The organism is Proteiniphilum sp. LBM24028 (assembly GCF_056629195.1).
This window is the reverse complement of sequence record NZ_CM152817.1, coordinates 2,934,692-2,952,981: the sequence shown is the minus strand read 5'-3', so window position 1 is coordinate 2,952,981 and position 18,290 is coordinate 2,934,692. Positions and strand designations below refer to the sequence as shown.

Annotated in this window: 13 protein-coding genes; 10 read left to right on the top strand and 3 right to left on the bottom strand. The window is 47.4% G+C overall.

All coding sequences use genetic code 11. The annotated features are described in order from the left end of the window. Nucleotides 1-3: 3 nt before the first annotated feature. Nucleotides 4-3,138 carry an FAD-dependent oxidoreductase gene (locus AC1HCU_RS11885; protein ID WP_480366233.1) on the top strand — a complete coding sequence of 1,045 codons (3,135 nt, stop codon included), beginning with the start codon at nt 4-6 and terminating at the stop codon, nt 3,136-3,138. A 16-nt stretch (nt 3,139-3,154) separates the two neighbouring features. Then, entirely contained in the window at nt 3,155-4,909 is a 1,755-nt protein-coding gene (locus AC1HCU_RS11880; RefSeq protein WP_480366231.1) for an NADH-dependent [FeFe] hydrogenase, group A6, read from the top strand. Here the strand turns inward: AC1HCU_RS11880 and hydE are convergent. From hydE to hydG, 3 genes are all read right to left on the bottom strand, one after another. After that, the gene (gene hydE, locus AC1HCU_RS11875; protein ID WP_480366229.1) at nt 4,891-5,988 is read right to left on the bottom strand and encodes a [FeFe] hydrogenase H-cluster radical SAM maturase HydE; all 1,098 of its coding nucleotides are present in this window, start codon (nt 5,986-5,988) and stop codon (nt 4,891-4,893) included. The genes AC1HCU_RS11880 and hydE overlap by 19 nt on opposite strands. Nucleotides 5,989-6,008: 20 nt before the next feature. After that, on the bottom strand, nt 6,009-7,211 hold the full coding sequence (gene hydF / locus AC1HCU_RS11870) for a [FeFe] hydrogenase H-cluster maturation GTPase HydF (protein WP_480366227.1): 1,203 nt from the start codon (nt 7,209-7,211) through the stop codon (nt 6,009-6,011). Nucleotides 7,212-7,307: 96 nt separating this feature from the next. Continuing rightward, nucleotides 7,308-8,729 carry a [FeFe] hydrogenase H-cluster radical SAM maturase HydG gene (hydG, locus tag AC1HCU_RS11865; protein WP_480366225.1) on the bottom strand — a complete coding sequence of 474 codons (1,422 nt, stop codon included), beginning with the start codon at nt 8,727-8,729 and terminating at the stop codon, nt 7,308-7,310. Nucleotides 8,730-8,926: 197 nt separating this feature from the next. Here hydG and dapA point away from each other — a divergent pair, with 197 nt between their 5' ends. From dapA to AC1HCU_RS11825, 8 genes are all read left to right on the top strand, one after another. After that, nucleotides 8,927-9,814: a 4-hydroxy-tetrahydrodipicolinate synthase gene (gene dapA, locus AC1HCU_RS11860; protein ID WP_480366223.1), complete on the top strand. Its 888-nt coding sequence runs from the start codon at nt 8,927-8,929 to the stop codon at nt 9,812-9,814. A 161-nt stretch (nt 9,815-9,975) separates the two neighbouring features. Beyond that, the gene (locus tag AC1HCU_RS11855) at nt 9,976-12,009 is read left to right on the top strand and encodes a M13 family metallopeptidase (RefSeq protein WP_480366221.1); all 2,034 of its coding nucleotides are present in this window, start codon (nt 9,976-9,978) and stop codon (nt 12,007-12,009) included. A 38-nt stretch (nt 12,010-12,047) separates the two neighbouring features. Then, nucleotides 12,048-12,653 (top strand): riboflavin synthase, encoded by a 606-nt coding sequence (locus AC1HCU_RS11850; protein ID WP_480366219.1) that lies wholly within the window; start codon nt 12,048-12,050, stop codon nt 12,651-12,653. A gap of 1 nt (nt 12,654) precedes the next feature. Continuing rightward, nucleotides 12,655-13,245, top strand: coding sequence for a nitroreductase family protein (locus tag AC1HCU_RS11845; protein WP_480366217.1), 591 nt, complete (start codon nt 12,655-12,657; stop codon nt 13,243-13,245). Between the two features lie 145 nt (nt 13,246-13,390). Beyond that, nucleotides 13,391-14,731, top strand: a complete 1,341-nt coding sequence (gene bamG, locus AC1HCU_RS11840) for a BamG family beta-barrel-assembly machinery protein (protein WP_480366215.1) — start codon at nt 13,391-13,393, stop codon at nt 14,729-14,731. 189 nt (nt 14,732-14,920) lie between these two features. Continuing rightward, nucleotides 14,921-16,285, top strand: a complete 1,365-nt coding sequence (locus AC1HCU_RS11835) for a tetratricopeptide repeat protein (protein WP_480366214.1) — start codon at nt 14,921-14,923, stop codon at nt 16,283-16,285. Between the two features lie 19 nt (nt 16,286-16,304). Further along, nucleotides 16,305-16,937, top strand: a complete 633-nt coding sequence (gene lptC / locus AC1HCU_RS11830) for an LPS export ABC transporter periplasmic protein LptC (protein WP_480366212.1) — start codon at nt 16,305-16,307, stop codon at nt 16,935-16,937. A gap of 7 nt (nt 16,938-16,944) precedes the next feature. After that, nucleotides 16,945-18,228, top strand: coding sequence for a hemolysin family protein (locus tag AC1HCU_RS11825; protein ID WP_480366210.1), 1,284 nt, complete (start codon nt 16,945-16,947; stop codon nt 18,226-18,228). Nucleotides 18,229-18,290 lie beyond the last annotated feature (62 nt).

The following is an 18,290-nucleotide window of genomic DNA, read 5'->3' as shown; positions in this document are numbered from 1 at the left end:
CGTATGAGACCGTCCGAAATTAAAATATTACAGGAACAGGATAAGGGGAGAATTCTTCCTGATGTGCCGATGATACTGGTGGGGATGGGTACCTGTGGTATCGGAAATGGTGCAGGCGTGGTCCACGACCGTATCATGAGGCAGATAGCGGAGGACGGTATCGAATGCATACTCAAGCAGACAGGATGTTTCGGCTTCTGTGCCGAAGAGCCGGTGGTTATGCTCTACCGGCCGGGTGTGCCGATGCTTGTCTACAGTAAAGTGAACGAAAAGGATGCGGTTCGTATCGTTGAAAGCATTGTAAAAGACAGGCTCTGCCGGAGTAAGCTTTTGTGCCGGATCGACAGGTGGGATTTTCTGACCTCCAGTGTGGAGTTTGGCAAAGGATATGAGGATATCCCTCATTGGGATGAGATTCCTTTTTTTAAGGGACAGCAGAAGGTGGTGTTGCGGCATGCCGGGCTCATTGATCCCGAAGAGATCAGGGATTATATTGCTGTTGGAGGCTACAGTGCCCTGGCAAAGGTGCTTGCCGGTTTTTCGCCGGCCGAAGTAATCAGCGAAGTGACTGTGTCGAACCTCCGCGGACGCGGCGGCGCCGGTTTCCCTGCCGGGGTAAAGTGGTCTCTTATGCAGAAGCAGGAGTCTGATCGCAAGTATATTATCTGCAATGCCGATGAGGGTGACCCCGGCGCCTATATGAACCGCAATGAAATTGAGAGCGACCCCCATATGTTGATCGAGGGGATGCTGATTGGCGCTTATGCGATGGGCGCCGATAGTGGAATTGCTTATGTAAGAGCAGAGTATCCTCTTGCCGTGAAGCGGTTGAAAAAAGCGATCGCGCAGGCTGAGGAGCTGGGGCTGTTGGGCAGGAATATTATGGGTTCCGGACTGAACTTCAGGCTGGATGTGGTGGAAGGAGCCGGTGCATTTGTCTGTGGTGAAGAGACGGCGCTGATCGCATCCATCGAAGGAAAAGCCGGCCGCCCGATGCCTCGTCCCCCCTATCCGGCAAGCAGGGGGTTGTATGGAAAACCTACAAATATCAACAACGTGGAGACCTGGTGTAACGTCCCGGTCATTATGGAGAAAGGGAGTGCGTGGTTCAAAGCGATCGGGACGGGGAAAAGCGCCGGTACCAAAGTCTTCTCGCTGGTTGGCAAGGTAAAGAATACCGGACTGGTGGAACTTCCGCTTGGCTCCAGGCTGGAGCAGTTTGTATTCGCCATTGGTGAAGGAACGGGCACCCCCAAACGGGTGAAAGCGGTACAGACAGGAGGACCATCGGGAGGGTGCATACCGTTGGAATATTTTTCCACACCGGTCGACTACGAATCGCTGAACAGCATAGGGGCCATCATGGGGTCGGGCGGCATGGTGGTGATGGATCAGGACAACTGCATGGTGGATGTGGCGCGCTACTTTCTCGAATTCAATGCAGGAGAGTCATGTGGCAAGTGCACGCCCTGCCGCGAAGGACTTGCCCAGGCACTCGCCATCCTCACCCGCATCACCCGGGGGCAGGGGACTGCTACCGACCTGGCCATGCTTGAACTGCTTGGCGGGGTGATCAAGGATTCGTCGCTCTGTGCGCTCGGGCAGACAGCTCCCAATCCGGTCATGACAACGTTGAAATATTTCCGGCATGAGTATGAGGAGCATATAAGGGAAAAACGCTGTCATGCCGGTACCTGCGAGTCCCTGTTCCCGGCGCTGTGCGAAAATAGTTGCCCGCTGCACATGAACATTCCCGGATATATTGAACTGATAAAGGAGGAGCGATGGGAGGATGCATTTGAACTTACCCTGCGCGACAATCCATTGCCGGGTACACTGGGACGGATCTGTCATTTCCATTGTCAGATGCGCTGTCGCCGTGAGATGCTCGACCAGCCTGTTTCGCAGGGCGAGATACATCGCTATCTGGCCGACACCATCTATCAACTTGGAAAGGAGGAGGATATATACCGGAAGCTGATCAAGGAGAAGCTGCCGCCCACAGGCAAAAGGATTGCCATCGTGGGTGCAGGTCCTGCGGGACTCACGGCAGCCTTTTATCTCGTACGTCTGGGACACGATGTGACGGTTTACGATGCGATGCCTGAGGCAGGCGGAATCCTCCGTTATGGCATACCTCAATATCGTTTGCCCAAAGAACTTCTGCAGAAAGAGATAAAATTGATCAGAAGACTGGGCGTTCAATTTAAAATGAATCGACGGCTGGGAAGAAATCTTTTGCCGGAAGAATTAAAAAAAGAGTCGGACGCGCTCTTTCTGGCAATAGGTGCATGGAAAGATACGGTCCTACACATCCCGGGTGAAAATGCAAAAGGGGTATTTGCCGGGAGTGAGATTCTGAAGGAAGTGGCAATGGGCAGGATTCCCCAAACAGGACAGCGGGTTGTGATCGTGGGTGCGGGCAATGTGGCCATTGATGCTGCACGTTCTCTCCTGCGGCTTGGTAAGGAGGTGACTATTGTGTACCGGCGCGAAAAGAGAGATATGCCGGCCAATGCAGTGGAGATATCAGAGGCGGAAGAGGAGCGGATAAAATTCCGTTTTCTCGCAGCTCCTCACGAAATTGTTACCGGCAGTGCGGGAGTTGTCAGGGCGTTGCGCATCGAAAAAATGAAACCAGGAAGCATAGATCGTTCCGGAAGAAGAAATCCGGTTGCAACGGGATTGTTTGAGGATATTCCCTGCGATACCCTGATTCTGGCAATAGGAGAGCAGGTCTCTTCGGAGGAGCTGGCAGGCAGGGTATCGCTGACAAGGGATGGACGAATTGCCGTGGATCGGTTTACCTTCCGGACATCTGATCCCGTAATCTACGCCGGTGGCGACGTTGTCAGCGGTCCCGCAACCGCTGCCGAGGCAATGGGAATGGCAAAGAAGGCCGCCGCCGCTATCGATAGGGCGCTGATGGGCAAAGAGAGATTCTCCCTCTTGTCGCGCGAATTTCATTACGGAAATGAGGTTCCCCGGAATCCGAGGCCCAGTCCCAAAAATATGGCCAGAAGGCTCTCGGTGAGAGACAGGGTAAACAATTTCAATGAGATCTCCTTCGGGTTTACGGGCGAGCAGGCAAGGAATGAGGTGGAAAGGTGTCTTCGGTGTGATGTACGATGTCAATAGATAAAACAAGCATACGATGGAAGTCAGAATAAATAACCGGACAGTTCAGGCCGCCGAAGGAAGTACCATCTGGCAGGCATGCCGCACGGCGGGCATTCATGTGCCTTCGTTGTGTTATCTGAAGGATGTGTCTCAGAATGCTTCCTGTGGCGTGTGTGTGGTTGAGGTGAAGGGCGCCAGGTCGTTGTTGCGCTCCTGCATCACAAAGGTAGCCGAGGGAATGGAGATATTTACAGACAGTCCCCGTGCCATGGAGGCCAGGAAATTGAATGTGGAACTGTTGCTGGCCAACCATCCGCAGGATTGTCTGATTTGCGACCGGAATGGAAATTGTGAACTTCAACAGCTGACCTTCGTGATGGGGGTCAATATGAGACGTTTTGAGCGAACCCGTAAAGAATATTATGCGAAAGATGAATCATCCCTTTCCCTGGTGCGCGATCCGGAAAAATGTATCCTTTGCGGGCGATGCGTCGCTGTTTGCAGTAACCTGCAGAATGTGAAAGCAATTGATTTTGCGGGACGGGGTCTTAAAACAAGGATTTCCACTTTCCTCGACGAAGGTCTTGGGCTTGTAGCCTGTACAAATTGTGGCCAGTGTGCGCTGGTATGTCCTACCGGAGCCATCACGGAGAAAAGTGCTGTCGGCGAAGTGAGAAAAGCCTTGCAGGATCCGGAAAAAGTGGTTCTTGTGCAAACAGCACCAGCTGTACGTGTGGGTATAGGAGAGGCGATGGGCATGCCTTATGGAAGCCTTGTCACCGGGCAGATGGTGGCCGGGCTGCGACGTCTTGGCTTCTCGAAGGTTTTTGACACCGATTTCGCGGCTGACCTTACCATTGTGGAAGAAGGCAACGAGCTGCTTCGTCGCATAAATAACGGCGGTATATTGCCAATGATTACCTCTTGTTCTCCTGGATGGATCAAGTTTATCGAGCATTTTTATCCGGAGCAACTGGGACATCTCTCCACCTGTAAGTCGCCGCAACAGATGTTTGGGGCAGTAGCCAAGACCTACTATGCCCAAAAGGCGGGCATTGATCCCCGAAAGATCGTGGTGGTCTCGGTCATGCCCTGTACTGCCAAAAAATATGAAGCCCGCAGGCCCGAAATGGATGGGGCATTTCAATACTGGAAAGAGAGGATGAATCTTTCGCAGGAGGAGCATTTTTTTGATGTCGACTATTCTTTGACTACCCGGGAGTTGGCGCGCATGTTTCGTGAAACAGGCATTGAATTCACGCAACTCCCGAACGAGGAGTTTGACAGCCCCCTGGGAAAGTCGACCGGTGCAGCGGTGCTGTTCGGTTCCACGGGTGGAGTGATGGAAGCAGCCTTAAGGACTGCTTATGAACTTTATACAGGGAAACCGCCGGAACATATCGATTTTTATGTTGTCCGGGGCCAGGAAGGGATAAGGGAAGCCGATATAAATCTGAATGGAACCATCGTGAAGGTGGCTGTTGCGCACACATTGAAAAATGCGGGTATCCTGCTCGATCAGATAAGAAACGGTACATCGCCCTATACCTTCATCGAGGTGATGACATGTCCGGGAGGATGTCTGGGCGGAGGTGGGCAACCCATACCGACCAATGCGGAGGTCCGCGAGAAAAGAGCGGCATCCATCTACCTCGAAGACGAGCACAAGACGATACGCAAGTCGCACGAAAACCCGGAGATCATCAGTCTGTATGATGATTTTCTTATAGAACCCCTTGGAGAGCAATCGCATCATCTGTTGCACACGCGCTACGTGGAAAGAGGATAAAAATTGTTACGTATAAATTTCCTGTAATGAAGTGAATTTCCCTGTCTGAAATATCCGATTTCGTGATCTATGGCCTTCAGACGTTCTTCCAGTGCAGCAAGCTCATCATCGTCGCTGTGGACCGGGAGGGGCTTCCTGTTATATAAAATGTAGTCGTCACGATATTGTTTCGGAGTGATGTTTGGCATCAGCACATTGGCTCCAGCCAGAATGGCGAGTTCGCGTCCCTCTTTCTGGATAGCCTGCAGTGCGGTGGTGGCCGCAATATTGATGTCGGGCATCAGGATACGTAGCAGTGAAATCATCTTCAAACTCAGGCTGAGCCTCTCTGTGACCGGTGGAAGCTGTTCCCTGAATGCATATAGCGGCGTGTTGGTATGTTCAATATAAGGTCCCATGCCGCACATGTCAATATCGAACTGCTTCATGAAGAGCAGGTCGTCTGCGAGCATCTCATTTGTCTGAAAAGGTAATCCGATCATGACTCCCGTACCCACCTGATACCCTGTTTTCCGGAGCGACTCCAATGCTTTTACCCGTTTGACATAGCTATGCATGTCATCATTGGGGTGCAATCTGCCGTACAATGCTTCCGAAGAAGTCTCTATACGTAGGAGATAGCGATCGGCACCGCTTTCAAACCAACGGCGATAGGTCTCTTCAGACTGTTCACCACAGGAGAGGGTGATGCCTATCTTTCCCTGGGTCATCCTTTTGGAATCAGATACCATTTTGTTAATTTTGTCCGTGAAAGTTTTTGAGGAGACTTCTCCCGACTGAATTGCCACGGAACCGTATCCCTTCTCATAAGCCCGCGTCACTACCTGCATCACTTCGTCGTGTGTGAGACTGTAGCGGGTGACTTCTTTGTTCGAACATCTGATACCACAGTAATAACAATCCTTCATGCACCGGTTGGAGAGTTCGATTAGCCCCCGAAGCCAGACAATATTACCTGTCTGTTGTCGTTTTACATTTGCAGCATGACTGAACAGTTGTTGCTGTTTATTCCCTCTAAGGGAGAGCAATGAAACAATCTCCTCTTTCGACAGCATGCTTTTCTGAAGAATCTCTAACATATGATTGATGTACGATATTTTTATACACCTGCTCTTTTCGTGAAAATGCAGGTTGCCCTTTCAAAAATTCCATTCAGAAATGCAAGTGCCATTCCGTAGTTGGTGATGGGTATTTCTGCCTCGATAAACGGCTTTAGTCTGTTGATCAGCTGTTTTCGTGTAATCATGCAGCCTCCGCATTGGATGACAAGTGAGAAGGCGCTTGGATCCGGCGGAAGCTCCGAGAGGCCTGAGACAACTGTGAAGTGCAATCCTTTTGATGTAAACTGCTGCAGCAGCATTGGAATTTTTACCCTTCCGATGTCATCGCAACTGTTTTGGTGTGTACAACTCTCCAGAATAAGCACGGAATCCCCCTCCTTAAGCTTTGCAATGTGCCGAGTCCCTTCCATGAAAAGATCAAAATTACCCTTCAATCGTGCAAAAAGAATGCTGAAGCTTGTCAGCGGGATTTCTTCAGGCAGTATCCCGGCCACAACCCCGAATACGGAACTGTCGGTGATTGCCAGTGCAGGGGTAATGCCCAGCTTCAGGAAGTCGGGTAACCCGATGTCGGTTATCACGATGGTAATGCATTTGTTATCCAGTGCGTCGCGGATCGTCTGATTTTGTGGCAGAATCATCCGTCCTTCCGGTGCTTCACTGTCTATGGGGGTGATGAGCAACACTACATCCCCGGGTCTCACAAGATCGCCGATCAATGAACTTTTCTGAAGGGCTACTTCGGGAACGATCTGCTTTAAAGCGGTAATTAACCGCTCCTTGTCTGCCGGGTCGATCGTGCTGAAATCGATAATTTCCGCCTGGGAGTGTCGCCGGATGGCACTTTTGGTAATCGCAGCTATTTTATCTATATCGCTTTTGTTGTGGGCAATGAGGTAAGGTACCTCATTCTTTTGAAATTGTTCGATCAGTTTCACCTCATAGTCGCCGAACTGATTTCCTGCAATCAGTAAAATGGCACAATCGACCCTGCGGATTACTTCCTGTGATTTCCGAATTTTCTTTGAACCAATTTCGCCCAGGTCGTCAATTCCGGCAGTGTCTATCAGGATGGCCGGTCCAATGTCGAATATCTCCACCGACTTCTTTACAGGGTCGGTTGTAGTTCCCGGAACATCGGAGACAATGGAGATATCCTGCCCGGTAATCATATTGATCAGTGAGCTCTTTCCGGTATTCCTCCGGCCGAAGATGCCGATATGAAGGTTATTTACACTCATTTTATTATTTATCAGCGTTCAACAGTCAGCGTTAAGTTCCTGATTTATACATTCAGCGGGATACAAGGTCGCTTTTGGTAATCAGACAACTGATTATTAAAAGTACAAATCCCGTTCGCCCTCTTTTATTTTGACTATTCTGTGACGTACCTCTTTTTGCATACTCTCACTGAGGCTGTCCATATTTTTCTCTATCACTTTCCATCCCTCTTTTGCTGTTCTTTCAGGAGCATAGTCTACAAGATATTCTGCCAATGTGAGTATGGCGTTGGGAGTACAAAACCGTTTGATAAAGCCTGGCACGGAGAACTCCATGAAATGTTCGCCGGTTCTCCCGAGGCGGTAGCATGCGGTACAAAATGAAGGCAGCATATCCTGTGCCAGCAGTTCGTCGATGATTTCATTGAGCGAACGATTGTCATTAATCCGAAACTGTCCCCTGTTCAGATCGTGATTTTGCTCACTGCTGACATAGCTTCCCAACTCAACTTTTGTTCCGCCGTCGATCTGAGACACGCCGTATTGTATCAGCTCATTACGGAGCCTGGCCGGTTCACGGGCGGTGAGAATCATGCCTGTATAGGGCACGGCCAGGCGGAGAATAGCCACCAGACGTGTGAAGTCTTCATCGGAAGCAAAATAGCGGTCTCCCATCTGAAGCATGGACGCATCCTTTATTCTTGGAAAAGAAATCGTATGTGGTCCCACGTTATAGCATGCTTCCAGATGGTTGGTGTGACGAACCAGCCCCATCACTTCAAAGCGCCAGTCATACAGACCTATCAGCGCTCCGATGCCCACATCGTCGATGCCTGCTTCCTGTGCACGGTCTAGTGCTGTAAGCCGGTAATTGAAGTCGGCCTTTCTCCCGCGGAGATGATATGTTTTATAAGCCTCGCGATCATAGGTCTCCTGAAATATCTGATACGTTCCGATACCTGCTTCTTTTACGATCCGGAAACCGTCAATTTCAAGGGGGGCTGCGTTGATGTTGATACGGCGGATTTTCCCGTTTCCTTTTTCTACGCTGTATACCTTTCTGACTGTGTCAGCAATAAATCGGGGGTTATACTGTGCATGCTCTCCATATACCAGAATCAAACGTTTCTGGCCGTTCTCCTCCAAAGCTTCCACCTCCTTCACCAGTTCGTCGTCGGTGAGTGTTTTTCGTACCTGTCCTTTATTTGAAGCTCTGAAACCACAGTATGTGCAGTTGTTCGAGCATTTGTTCCCTATGTAAAGCGGGGCAAAAATTACAATCCGGTTTCCGTAGATTTTTTTCTTAAGATCTTTGGCCCCTCTTTTTATATACTCTATCGATTCTTTGTCATTCGCATTGATGAGAATGGCAGTCTCTTCAAGATTCAATCTGTTTTTATCCAGAGATTTGCTGATAATATTCCGCACTTTTTCAGGAGTGGACAGGGTGCTATTCAAATACTCCCATATTTCTTCACTGTCGACAAAAGGTTGCATCGGCAGGTCGGGCAGTCGGTATGTTTCAGGTCGGAATTGCATGGCAGCAGTCAGTTAAACAGAAACTGATGGATACTCTTACAAAGATACACATTCACACCGATATAATTCCCGATGGCGAAGGTTTTTTAATAGATGTGGGTCTGATTTTTGAAAAATATGTACCTTTGCGTTTTGGAAACATTTTAAGACTAAAATGTGCTTTCCGGAGATAAATTGCAAGAAAAAATTACCAATTCATGACAAATATTCATTTACAGGGTTTGGGAGTAGCATTAATTACTCCTTTCAGGGAAGATGGTGCCATTGATTTTGATGCACTTTCCCGGTTGTTGGATTTTCAGTTGGAGAATGGTACCGATTATATTGTAGCGTTGGGTACCACAGCCGAAACGCCTACCCTTAGTAAAAATGAAAAAGCCGAGATAGTGCGTTTTATCGTGAAGAAAGTGGATGGCAGGATACCTGTCGTAATGGGTGTGGGTGGAAATAATACATCGGATGTAGTGGAAGAACTTAAACATGTCGATTTTACGGGCATCAGCGCGGTACTTTCAGTGACACCCTATTACAACAAGCCCACCCAGGAAGGTCTTTTTCAACATTATTACGCGCTCTCACAGGCGTCGCCGTTGCCTCTTATTCTCTATAATGTCCCCGGGAGAACCGGTGTAAATATGACTGCAGAGACCACGCTTCGTATTGCTCGTGCCTGTAGCAATGTGATTGCTGTGAAGGAGGCTTCGGGCAATCTGGACCAGATAAAGGCTATTATCGACGATGCTCCACAGGGTTTTCATCTCATCTCCGGTGATGATGCCATTACGACTGCCGTAATTGAGATGGGTGGGATTGGTGTCATCTCAGTATTTGGGAACGCATTTCCAAGAGAGATGTCCTGTTTGGTAAACAGTGCACTTGAAGGCAATGCCATAAATGTCCGCCACAAGATGGAAAAGGATTTCAACCGGCTTTTTCATCTGATCTTTGTGGAAGGTAACCCCGCGGGTGTGAAATGTATCCTGAATCTTAAAGGAATGGCTCAAAACAGGCTTCGTCTGCCTCTGGTGCCTGTAAGTGAAAAAATATTGCTCGAGATCAAGGAAGAGCTTGCCAGGCTTGATTGAATTATCACCTTAGGGCGGGGAGTGATCCATGCCTTGTTTCTGTTTTTATGCGGAGGGTGTAGATTTGCAGAGGCACAACTTAACGCTTTGTTCGCTGTCTGATATTGTTACTGCGGGATGAAATTTTTTTGTACTTTTGTATAAATCCAGATATTCAAAGTATGAAACGAATTTTATATTTCTTCATTATCATGTCTGTAATGATAACCACAAGTTGTACAGGAAAAAAAGCAGAGCAGCCGCAGGGGCAGCTCAGTCTTTCGAACCTCGACTCGACAGTTATGCCCGGGGAGAGTTTTTATCAATATGCTACAGGAGGCTGGCAGAAGGCCAATCCCATTCCAGACGAATATGCCCGCTACGGCTCCTTCGATATGTTGCGTGAAGAGAATCAGGTGCAGATACAGAGCCTGATCACGGCGCTGGGTACGCAGGAGAATCCTGCCGGATCAAACGCGCAGAAGGTGGGCGACCTCTATGCGTTGGGTATGGACAGCGTGAAGCTGAACAGCGACGGTGCGGCACCGCTCCGGTCACAGCTTGAAGAGATTGCCGCCGCAAAGGATAAGAGAGATATAGTGAAGCTGATGGCCAAGGTGAGCCGTTATGCCTCCAATCCATTTTTTGGATTTACCGTGGGTGCAGACGATAAAAACAGCGAGATGAACATCGCCCACATTTACCAGTCGGGCATCGGCATGGGAGACAGGGATTATTATCTGGTTGCCGACGATCACTCCCAAATGCTGCGCAACGCATATATTACACTCATGGAAACCCAATTCCGGAATGCAGGGTATGCAGAAGCTGCAGCAAAGCAGGCCGCAGACAATGTGATGCGACTTGAAACCGAACTGGCACAGGCGCATGTTACCAAAGAGATGAGGCGCATTCCGGAACTGAATTACCATAAGATGCTGGTGGCCGATCTCAACACGCAGGTAGCTCCTTTTGAATGGGAACTTTATCTTGAGGCCATGGGCGCCAAAGATATAGACAGCCTGAATGTTTCACAAATTGAACCGGTGAAGGCAGCGGTTGCCATCATCCGGAAAGAGACGGTAGCGGTATTACAGGATTACCTGAGCTGGAAAGTGATTAATTCGGCAGCCAATTACCTTGGTGATGATTTTGTAAATGCAAATTTTGAATTTTATGGAAAGACGCTGAGCGGCAGCAAGGAGCTTCGTCCACGCTGGCGAAGGACAATAGATGCGGTGAATGGAGCGATGGGAGAAGCCGTGGGACAGCTTTATGTGGAAAAATACTTCCCGGCACAAGCCAAAGAGCGGATGCTTAACCTGGTAGACAATCTGAAGACAGCCTTGGGAGAGCGTATAAGCCAGCTCGAATGGATGGATGCAGAGACCAAAAACAAAGCACAGGAAAAACTGGGTACTTTCATTGTCAAGATAGGATATCCCGATAAATGGAAAGATTATTCTTCCCTTGAAATCACAAAAGACTCCTACTGGCAGAATATGGTGCGTGCCTCTGAATTTGAATATGGTGAGATGATCGCTGATTTGGGAAAGCCGGTGGACAAGACCAAGTGGTATATGTCGCCACAAACGGTGAATGCCTATTATAATCCCTCTTCAAACGAGATATGTTTTCCTGCGGGTATTCTGCAACCGCCTTTCTTTTATATGAACGGAGATGATGCAATCAATTATGGCGGCATCGGGGTGGTAATAGGTCATGAAATGACTCACGGTTTCGACGATCAGGGAAGAAAGTTCGACAAAGAGGGAAATCTTACCGATTGGTGGACTGCCGGCGATGCACAAAGATTTGAAGAGCGGGCCAACGTACTGGTGAATTACTTCGATAACATTGTCGTTCTTGACACGGTACATGCCAATGGTACTTTTACACTGGGTGAAAATATTGCCGACCATGGCGGACTACAGGTCTCTTACCAGGCTTTTCAGAAAACTAAGCAAGCTCAGTCGGATGATTCCATAGACGGGTTTATGCCTGTACAGCGTTTCTTCCTGAGCTATGCCAACCTATGGGCTGGTAATGTGCGCGATGCAGAAATTCTCCGGCTCACGAAGATCGATCCGCATTCGCTCGGGAGATGGCGTGTAGATGGTGCCTTGCCTCATATCGATGCCTGGTATGAAGCCTTTCATATTCAACCTTCCAGTCCAATGTATCTTCCGAAAGAGGCACGTGCATCAATCTGGTAAATACAGTTGTAATAATATCACATCATCGAATTAATCATATGTTTTCAGGAATAGTAGAAGAAGCGGCCACAGTAGTGGCTCTTAACAGGGAGCGGGAAAACCTCCACATCACGTTGAGATGTTCCTTTGCTGCTGAGTTGAAAATCGATCAGAGCGTATCGCATAACGGTGTCTGTCTCACGGTGGTGTCACTGGATGGGGATACTTATACCGTGACGGCTATCCGGGAGACACTGGAACGGTCGAACCTGGGCCTGCTGGAGATCGGAAGCAAAGTGAACCTGGAGCGCAGCATGCCTCTTAATGGCCGTCTCGACGGGCATATTGTACAAGGACATGTAGATCAGACGGCAGTATGCCAAAATGTAACCGAAGCCGGAGGAAGCTGGTATTACACCTTTGCTTACGCGTTCGACAAGGAAATGGCGAAAAAAGGATACCTGACGGTAGATAAAGGTTCCGTAACCGTGAATGGTGTAAGCCTTACCGTGGTTGAACCCACCTGGAACAGCTTTAAGGTGGCCATCATCCCTTACACTCACGCACATACAAACTTTCACCAGATCGAAGAAGGTAGTGTAGTGAATCTTGAGTTCGATATTATTGGTAAGTATGTCAGCCGGATAGCTGCATTAAACGTTTGATATGGATTTCCTTGAATTTGTTTCCAACCGGCAGAGTGTCCGTGCATTTGATGCTTCCCGGCCGGTAGAGAAAGAAAAGCTGGAGCGCATTGTGGCTGCCGCCCGCCTGTCTCCCTCTGCATGCAATGCCCAGCCGTGGCATCTCATTGTGGTAGATGAGCCGGAGTTGAAAAACAGTGTGGCCGATGCCACTTCAGCCCGCGCTCTGGGAATGAACCACTTTACCAAGCAGGCTCCTGTCCACATTGTATTGGTTGAGGAGAAAGTGAATCTAACTTCCGGTATAGGCGGATGGGTAAAGCAGAAGGATTATGCGCAGATGGATATGGGTGTCATAGCGGCGCATATTGTACTGGCTGCACATGCCGAAGGACTGGGGTCTTGCATCTTGGGGTGGTTTAACGAACCCAGAATGAGGGAACTGTTGTCAATACCCGACTCCAAGAGAGTCTGGCTGGACATTGCAATTGGTTACAGCCTGCAGCCTCTCAGGCAAAAGAAACGAAAACCCTTTTCTGAGGTGGTTTCGTACAATGGCTATAAAAAAGCGATGAAAACAAACAGCATTGAACACGCAGATGAGAGAGAATGAATCGTTTAGAATTATTAAACTTTAATCTTTTTAACAAGATGTTTTCGCTCTTTTGTTGGTGACATCGTAAAAATATGTCATCTTTGCACTCTCAAATATATTTAAGAATAAGGCGGTCAGGTGCCGATTTATTATACAGAAACAAATGAATATCAGGAAACGGTTCTTATTGTTGATCGCTCTCCTCACGATTACCGTTATATCTTTTGCACAACAGGTAGGATCCAACTCTCCTTACAGCAGATATGGATACGGTCTATTATCGAATCCGGCTCTAGGTGCCTCGGAGGGAATGGGAGGAATCAGTTATGGTTTACGACGCAGTCAGCAGGTAAACCCCGGTAATCCAGCATCTTACTCCGAACTTGACTCGCTCACTTTCATATTCGACTTTGGTGTCTCGGGACACATGGCCCGGCTCAATGACAATGTGAACAAGAGGGATTTTTATAACGGCAATCTTGATTATGTTGCAATACAGTTTCCGTTGATCAGGAATGTAGGGGCCAGTGTTGGCCTGCTTCCCTATTCAAAGACGGGATATAATTTCGGCGACAAGCGTTCTCTTTCGGGCATACAGTATCTGGAAACTTACAGAGGTACGGGCGGGCTGACGCAGCTATATGGCGGTTTAGCCTGGGAGCCGATTCAAAATCTATCTATTGGTGCAAATATAAACTACCTTTTCGGCAGTTTTACGCATAGCAGTGTGGTCACTCCCGTTTCCACCTCGGCATTAATTGGAGAGACAAAATACAATTATGCTTTTCGTGAACTGAAATATGATCTGGGACTTCAGTTTACCTATCCGATCGATAAGAACCGCTCCATTACCCTTGGAGCGGTATATACTCCAAAGTTGAATGCCCGGACCGATGTGAAGCCGACCGAAATGCTTTACACGGGAGATCCCTACGAAAACCCATGGTTGTCTCCTTCCCAGATACTTATCACGGATACCCTAAAGAATGCCTCTTTTCAGTTGCCTCACACTTTCGGCGCAGGATTTACATACAGCACCGGCAAATTTCTCATCGGACTGGACGGTACCTATCAGCTTTGGAAGAATCTTGATTATCCGGCTGTGCTTGATGGTCATACCGCTGAAAACCGTTTCAACAATGCTTATCGATTCAATGCCGGTATGGAGTATGTAATTGACCCGTTAAGTCAGAACTTTTTTCATCGCATTCGTTTCAGGGGAGGACTCTCTTTTGCCAACTCATACGCCAACTTTAGTGTCACACCACCCGATAGCGATGCAAGCAAAGCGGTGACGGGCAGTTTCAGGGAGTATGGCGTAAATGTAGGAATAGGATTGCCCTTTCTTGATTATATGTCGGGACGCATCTCAATGATCAACATTGGATTGGGTTACTCAAGGCAGCAGCCTGATCAAAAATTTATGATCAGTCAGGATATGTTTAAAATATCCGTTAACATGAATATCAACGAGTTCTGGTTTTTCAAGAGACAATTTAATTAATTGGAAAGGAAGTGAAGACGGAATAAAAAACAGAAAATGATTAAACTTTTGTTTTAACCGTCCGTCAAAATCACACCAACAGAAAAATGAACTATTCTGTTAAGCCAAATGAGTAGAAACCAAGATTGCTTGGATTATACCATGCGAGGAATAGTCTAATTTATTGAACTAATTAAAACATCAGCGAATATGAAAAAATTATTATTATCGGGATTTCTGACTATCGCAATGGTCGTTGGTGTCAACGCCCAGAAGGCAGGTTATGATCCTGTTAAGGCACCTTTCGGACATGGTGAAGACAGTATAAACTGTCGACTTAATTTGAGTCTCATGCAGACTTCGGCCAAGGCTGAAGCTTACGAAAGTGCATTGAAACCCTGGATGGCTGTCTATGAAAACTGTCCTGCATCGAGCAAGAATATCTATATTTACGGGCCACGTATCTTCAAGGCTCTTTATGAGGCTGCTCCCGATGCGGCAAAGAAAAAAGAGTACCTCGATAAAACAATGGAGATATATGATACGCGCATCAAATATTATGGAGAAGATGATGCAAAAGGTACCATCCTGGCGTATAAGGCATATGATTATATGGAACTGATGGGCGAAAAGACCGATCAGACTGTTGTTTATAGCTGGCTGGGGGAAGCTCTTAAAGAGATGAAAGGAAACATGAATCCTCTCGATGCCTACTCTTATTACATGGTTGCCTCGTTGAGCCAGTACCTTAATGACAATTCCAAGAAAGATCAGTATCTGCAAGACTATTTCACAGTCGTTGGATATGTAGACCAGGCAATTGCCAATGCGAAGAGTGCCAACGACCAGGCCAATGCAGATTATCTGACTATGGTGAAAGACGGTATTGTGAAGGGTTTTATAAACAGTGGTGCCGGCGATTGCAAGACACTGACCGAGTATTATGCCGACAAGGTGGAACCCAATAAGACAAATAAAGAATTCCTGAATGAAGTGATCAATGCTCTTGGCTCTGTTGGCTGTTCCGAAACAGACCTTTATTTTACCGCAGCGGAATATCTTTATCATCTCGAGCCATCTGCCGGTGCAGCCATCGGACTGGCCAACAAGAGCCTGAGGGACAAGGATTATGATACTGCATTGAAGTATTACGATGAAGCTGCAAATTTGGAGAAAGACAAGAACAAGGCATCTGATTACATGATGCAGCTGGCTGGCATCTTCTCCAATCAGCGAAATTTTGCCAAGGCAAGGCAAGCTGCGAATGATGCATTACAGTATAATCCCAATAATGGTGAAGCCTATATCCTGATAGCCCAGCTTTACGCAAGTTCGGCAAATAACATCTTCTCGGAACCTGAGAAAGCAGGGTTGGTGTATCTGGTAGCCGTGGACAAATTACAAAAAGCAAGAGCTGTAGACCCGAGCGTGGCCGGAAAGGCAAACAGCCTGATCAACCGTTACTCTGCTGCATTCATGGATACGGAGACCGCTTTTATGATGGGTATCAAACCAGGAGAAACGGTATTCATTCCCGGCTGGATCGGTGAGAATACTACGGTTCGCCTGAGGTAACAATAAAACCAAAAACGTGTTGAAAAGACAACACAGCATATTGCTTGCAGAACGCATAACAACCACTGTTTTAGTGATTGTTATGCTTCTTTTTTTTCTGTCTTGCAGGGACAAGAATGAAAACCTTGTCTCCTTTGAGTATGATCCCGAGACGGTACCCACGATGATCACCGATACGGTGACCACTCTGATATCCGATTCAGGCATCACGCGCTACAAACTCGTGGCTGACGTATGGAAAGTGTTCGACAAGGCGAAGGAGCCTTACTGGTTTTTTCCGGAAGGGATCTATCTGGAACGTTTCACTCCCGATTTCAGCATTGAGGCCACCGTTACAGCTGACACAGCCTGGTATTATAACGATAAGGAGTTGTGGAAACTGAAAAAGAACGTACATGTGGAAAACATGAAAGGAGAACTGTTCGATAGTGAGGAGCTCTACTGGGATCAGAAGGAAGAACGTGTTTATTCCGATAAATATATAGAGATAAAACGGGGTGTCACCGAAATAAAAGGTTATGGATTCGAATCAAATCAGGCAATGACCGATTACCGCATTTTCCGGCCACATGACGGTAAATTACCTTTTTCCGACGAGGTGGGGAGTGACACATTGCGGATCAATTCACAACAAATAGTCTCAGAACCTTAAAAAAAGCATGTCTATATCTGTACAAACCGGTTGGTGGATTACCTTATTTCTGTCTGTTTTTTTTTCAGGCATGGAAGTTGCGTTTGTCTCATCCGATAAGTTGCGTTATGCTGTCAAAAAAAAATCCACAGGAATATATAACTACATGATGAACAGTATTTACGGACATCCGCGTCAGTTTCTGACTACCATCATGGTAGGGAAGGTGATTGTACTGGTGTTATTGGTATATTTTTCCGGTCTTATAGCCCGCGAACAATTTTCTTTTGGTACCGACAGCCAATTACCGGAGATATTGATCTTCATTGTGGTAGTGGCTTTCATTGTTCTGCTCACCGACGAATTTTTGCCACGCACATTTTTTCAGAAAAATGCAAATTTTTGGGTCGGTCTTTTTGTAATTCCCGCGTTCATCTGTTACATAGCATTGTACCCTGTTGCCAAAGTATTTGTAGAGATATCGAAAGGTGCACTCAAGCTGTTTGGCATCCGGGACATGCGGTCCGACAAGGGAACATTCAGCCGGACAGACCTGGATACTTACGTAAAGAAAAGTATCGACGATATGTCGAAAGAAAAAGAGGTGGATTCGGAAATGAAAATCTTCCGCAACGCACTCGATTTTTCGGCCATGAAGATAAGAGACTGCATGGTGCCTCGTGCCGATATTGTGGCAGTGAGTATCGATACAGACGCGGATATTCTGAAAGAGAAGTTCATTGAAACGGGTATTTCCCGGATCCTTGTTTTTAAAGATGACATAGACAACATTGTGGGCTATATTCATATGTGGGAGATTTTCAATAACCCCGGGGACTGGACCCACAATATCGCTTCCGTTTCTTTTGTTCCCGAGAGCATGCCGGCCAATCAACTGATGAGTGATCTGATGCAACAACATAAAAGCATCGCCGTAGTAGTCGACGAGTTTGGCGGGACCTCGGGTATTGTGACAATGGAAGATTTGGTGGAGGAGATATTCGGTGAGATTGAGGATGAATACGACGTGGAATCGAAGTTTGTGAAACGTGAAGGAGAGAATGAATTCGTGCTTTCCGGTCGCGTGGAAATAGACCATCTTAACGAAATATATGGTCTTGATATTCCCGAGTCTGACGACTACTCTACAGTAGCCGGTTACCTGCTCCATCACACCCGGCGTTTTCCCAAGACCTATGAGACCGTAATCATCGGGAAATACACCTTTAAAATACTGAAAGTTACCGCACGCAAGATTGAAGTAGTGCGTCTGATTACGAAAGACACTCCCGAAGTGAAGGATCCGTTTTAACATTGCCTTCTCACACATTTCAATAAAAAAATATCTTTATCTGCTTTATTTTTACTAACTTC

What these genes read in the sequence shown, in the direction of transcription:
- AC1HCU_RS11835 (WP_480366214.1), top strand. Translation starts at nt 14,921, where the DNA reads ATGAAAAAATTATTATTATCGGGATTTCTGACTATCGCAATGGTCGTT.
- AC1HCU_RS11825 (WP_480366210.1), top strand. Translation starts at nt 16,945, where the DNA reads ATGTCTATATCTGTACAAACCGGTTGGTGGATTACCTTATTTCTGTCT.
- dapA (WP_480366223.1), top strand. Translation starts at nt 8,927, where the DNA reads ATGACAAATATTCATTTACAGGGTTTGGGAGTAGCATTAATTACTCCT.
- AC1HCU_RS11850 (WP_480366219.1), top strand. Translation starts at nt 12,048, where the DNA reads ATGTTTTCAGGAATAGTAGAAGAAGCGGCCACAGTAGTGGCTCTTAAC.
- AC1HCU_RS11845 (WP_480366217.1), top strand. Translation starts at nt 12,655, where the DNA reads ATGGATTTCCTTGAATTTGTTTCCAACCGGCAGAGTGTCCGTGCATTT.
- AC1HCU_RS11880 (WP_480366231.1), top strand. Translation starts at nt 3,155, where the DNA reads ATGGAAGTCAGAATAAATAACCGGACAGTTCAGGCCGCCGAAGGAAGT.
- AC1HCU_RS11855 (WP_480366221.1), top strand. Translation starts at nt 9,976, where the DNA reads ATGAAACGAATTTTATATTTCTTCATTATCATGTCTGTAATGATAACC.
- bamG (WP_480366215.1), top strand. Translation starts at nt 13,391, where the DNA reads ATGAATATCAGGAAACGGTTCTTATTGTTGATCGCTCTCCTCACGATT.
- hydF (WP_480366227.1), bottom strand. Translation starts at nt 7,211, where the DNA reads ATGAGTGTAAATAACCTTCATATCGGCATCTTCGGCCGGAGGAATACC.
- hydG (WP_480366225.1), bottom strand. Translation starts at nt 8,729, where the DNA reads ATGCAATTCCGACCTGAAACATACCGACTGCCCGACCTGCCGATGCAA.
- hydE (WP_480366229.1), bottom strand. Translation starts at nt 5,988, where the DNA reads ATGTTAGAGATTCTTCAGAAAAGCATGCTGTCGAAAGAGGAGATTGTT.
- AC1HCU_RS11885 (WP_480366233.1), top strand. Translation starts at nt 4, where the DNA reads ATGAGACCGTCCGAAATTAAAATATTACAGGAACAGGATAAGGGGAGA.